The 4,056-nt window shown below is 42.1% G+C and carries 1 protein-coding gene and 1 pseudogene; both read right to left on the minus strand.

Annotated features, from left to right (window positions below):
- Window positions 1-182: 182 nt before the first annotated feature.
- Entirely contained in the window at window positions 183-3,563 is a 3,381-nt protein-coding gene (locus CAG65_RS05480; protein ID WP_202599281.1) for a DEAD/DEAH box helicase, read from the minus strand.
- A 120-nt stretch (window positions 3,564-3,683) separates the two neighbouring features.
- Window positions 3,684-3,938: pseudogene (locus CAG65_RS22185) on the minus strand (IS3 family transposase); the annotation flags it as partial.
- Between the last annotated feature and the right edge of the window lie 118 nt (window positions 3,939-4,056).

Consider the following 4,056-nt stretch of genomic DNA (forward strand, 5'->3'; position numbering starts at 1 on the left):
GATGTGAGATAACTCAATACAAGACTGAGTGCATAAAAAATACCAATCCCCACCAGCGAAAGCTGGTGGGGATTGGTTACATTTGTAGTATTCCATAACTATCAATGCGGTTATTGCTTGAACGATAGCTTCACGCTATGTTGATAATCCAGTAACTCGCAGGACATAAGACAAGCTCTCACCTAGGGAGTTGGTAATGTCTCGTTGCATTGTGTGGAACTCTCGCCTAGTGGATAGTCATTCGTACTAAGGTGATTCAGCTTTCTGTATGTTTTATCAAAATAGCGCTTGTCGGACCAAACCTGAATATCGCCGATAACAAATAAGTGTTTTTTGGCTCGGGTAACAGCTACGTTCAACAAATTTGGTTTTGAAGAAGCCCAAGATGCCCCGCCACTATTTTTAGTGTCACAACCGAGAACCAAAATAACGGTATCATTCTCCTTGCCTTGGAAGGTGTGCACAGTCCCGACGTTGTGTTTCAAAAAGTTGTTAAAGTCCTTATTACACCAACTCGAATTGTTAAGCAGCTCTGACTTGCTACGCCTCAGATCTTCTTTCAACTCTTTTCTTACCGCTTTAAATGGTGTTATTAGATAGATGCGGCTTAAGTCGCCGTCGTGCGCTGCTAATCCAAGTAAAAGAGTTTTAACATCCTCACCCAACTCACGCTTGTATTGTTTGAGTACACAGTCTCCTTGTGAATCATTCCACCGATTGTGTCCTAAAGCCTTATGAATTCTTGGCTCAACGTCTTTATCGTTGTCAGAGCCATGTATCATTCGATTGTTGTAAGCTATTTCATTCGAAATGCTAAACATTGGCTCTATACATCTACGATGTACCCATAACGGTATGCCTATCCATTGTTCTTCACCATCCATATCTATCATACAACCATATGGATTAACGCGATCGGCTAACGTCTGAACTGACCACATACAAGGGTCCCACTTCTCTGATTTCTCTTGCAACTTAGATTGCATTAAGTAGTCAATCAGCTCTGGTGGCGATGTAAACACAGGTTCGATTTGCAGAGGGTCTCCAACAACCACAGCTCGCTTAGCTCGGAGCAAACCACCCACCGCTGATTGGGGTATTGCTTGCCCTGCCTCATCAATCATTAGCCAACCTAGAGACTCTGAGGGCAACTTAGAAAACATGTTTCCCAATGAAGCAAAAGTCGTCGAAACCACGGGAACAAACATAAAGAGTATCTGCCAAATCGCTAGTGCATTCTCGCGACTCTTCCCTAGCACAACATCATTCACTTTATGTATCTGAGATCGAAAACTATTCAAGTTGCTAGCCTCGATCAACCAAGCCTCATGAAGCAGTAACGCTGCAGCGTATACGTCAGACCTCAGTGCATTGATCTTTTCCTGCTGCCAGCACGCGTGTCTCTGTCTGTCATGCCCCTCAATATCATCAGTAGCTTCTGGTAAGTGATACCCCTTAAACTCGTCTCTATAGGCATCTAACTCATCTAAAAGCTTCTGCTTTTTAAGCTCTTTAGATTGAATATCGACCTGCTGCTGTGAAATTTTCTTTGTACACCCTTTTCTCTCGATTTCTTTGGCTTCAACATCACCAACAATCAACCGAATAGCTTTTTTGACATTTTCGTACTCACCGAGTTTTTGAGATAGTGAAGCCTTATATTGTTTATTTTTCTTAGTGTTAAAGAACCGACTAAACCAACCAGGCGAGTTAACCTTCAATAGTTCAAGGGAAATTGAAATTTCTTCTTCCCTTCTCACTTCAGCATTTCTTGTTGAACTAAGGACATCTAGCTCTACAGAGAGCGTATGGGCATAGTTTTCTAGCTCATTTAGAACTAGGTTCATTTGATGCAAATCAGCATCAAATTGATGTTCATCGAAAGTCTTTTGCAGGCTATCAAAATAGGCTAACTTGTCATTCAACTCATGGAAACGAGATAGCTTCTCGTTAAAGGCCCTTTTGGCAATGCGAAAAGAGGGCCCGGTATAAGTTGAGCGATATTGCCAAAAATTTAAAAAATCCAAAGAAGGCTCTCTAACCGCTGGCTCATTGCCTTTTTCATAGTAGTAATCAAAGAAAAATCGATCGAGAAACTTTCGCCTCTTTTTATAAGCCCCCATGGCAGCAGATATATTTCCCCAGCTCTGTCTTTTATCATTCAAGGGTTGTAAACGACCTTTCTTTTCATCAGCACTTACTTGGTTTGCTACAGAACGAAAAAAACTGGTATTAGCGTATCTGTCAGCTATCGACTTTGCTTGAGGAAGCTCTTTTGAGATATTTTCAACGGCGGCATTGTTTGATGACGCCACAACCATTTCAAAATCAGTAAGCTCTTCAATAAGAAATCCTTCTGAACTTAACCCATCGCTAACCTTCGAAAAAGAAGCTAATACCTTAGCTCTCTCAACAATGTTTTGCGCAATTATATCCCGCAATAACGTCGTTTTACCGGTGCCAGGAGGACCATTAACTGAGATCACTCCACCTGTTTTCAGCTCCTTAAATACCGTATTGATGGCGAACTGCTGCATTAAAGACATGTTATGCGCAGGCTCTGTCAGCCACCTTCCTTCTGGTGTTTCTTTGGGGTTCAAGTGATTATGAATTAACGGTATCGAATCGTTGGTATACAAGTCGACATGCTTATAAGTGGATTGTCCCAGGTAGGTTTGAAGGGGCTTGCTTGCCCTACCAGTGGAAATCGCATTAATGGCTCGCTCTATATCTCGAATATAAAAGCTATTTAGAATAGGTAACTGAGATTCATCTTCGTTATCATCTTCAACTTTTCCTGGGGCTTTTTTGTTCTCCAAAAGATTATCTGACTTCGCCTCATACTCATAAAAAGCCATCTGAAACGGGTAAACCTTTGAGTTCTCTGAAAGCAACAAATCTTGATTAGAAACACCAGCCCATTGGTAAAGCCCCTCAACCAAGCTCATTAGGCTTTTCACACAAAGAGTATGCCTACCCTCTGAGCTAGGGTGGTTAGGCAAAGTGGTTTCCCAGCGATCCAAAAATTCGTTAAGATCGTCACACCGACTATCAAATCGTTCCTGAGATATTGTTGTAGCTCTCCCCGCGAGTAACTCTGCTAGTGCCCAAGGCAACGTGCTTACCGAAAATGTGTCCAGACGAGGGGTGCCAAACTCATCCAACATCAACTTAGCAAAGCAAGACGCTCCTTCATTGTCTCTTCTTTGCTCTATTTCTTCAGAGACACATTCTTCCTGGTTGTTGGTAGAAAAATACTCTGCAACTTTTTTATCTATCGCCGATTTATCGAACAGCCCCAAATATAAGGTATAAACACACTTTTTACCCGGGGTAAGACCTAGTGAGTCACGAACCGCAGGATTTAACCAAGGAAGTAGATGATTACCTTGGGAGTGCAATTCGTGACCGGACACATTTACTGGTGCAATTTTACTTTCGTCTTTATCTGGCACCGAGTAGGCTTGAAAAAACTCCACTAAATGCCAGGACTTCAATATATTTATTGAGCTTTCTTTTCTACTATCCACTACCCAAAACCTATCAATACCTTCAAAAATCATCAAATTACGATAATATACAGCCTGGTTGCATAAGGCGATGAAGAATGATAGAAGAATGATAGAGTGTGACGGTGCCCCTAAAAACTCAGCGATCTTGAGTTACCTTAAACTCAAGAGCTCCTACTGTCGTGGCCAAGTAAAACTGGCCACGGTTTTAGAGTTTAACCAGTAAAACTTTTCCGACTCATTCGGCGTTAGACCACCGTTATATTGATGTGGTCTAAGCTGGCTGTTGCATCCAATGATATATCGAGTAATTTCTTTTTGAGCCTCGGTAAAATTTCTATAGCTCATCACGTGGAGCCATTCTGGCTTTAAACTACGGGAGAAACGCCCCATAGGGCTGTGGTCCGCACCACCAGTTTTGGACACCGAGTTAAGTGAACGAGGTGAACCATGACAACCAAGAAGAAACGTATTATCCATTCTCCTGAATTTAAAGTGGAAGATCTGAAACTGGCAGAGAAAGTGGGAGTAGCTGCGGCAGCAAGAC

Origin of the sequence: Vibrio sp. V39_P1S14PM300 (genome assembly GCF_009904765.1) — a bacterium.
Classification (GTDB): Bacteria; Pseudomonadota; Gammaproteobacteria; order Enterobacterales; family Vibrionaceae; genus Vibrio; species Vibrio proteolyticus.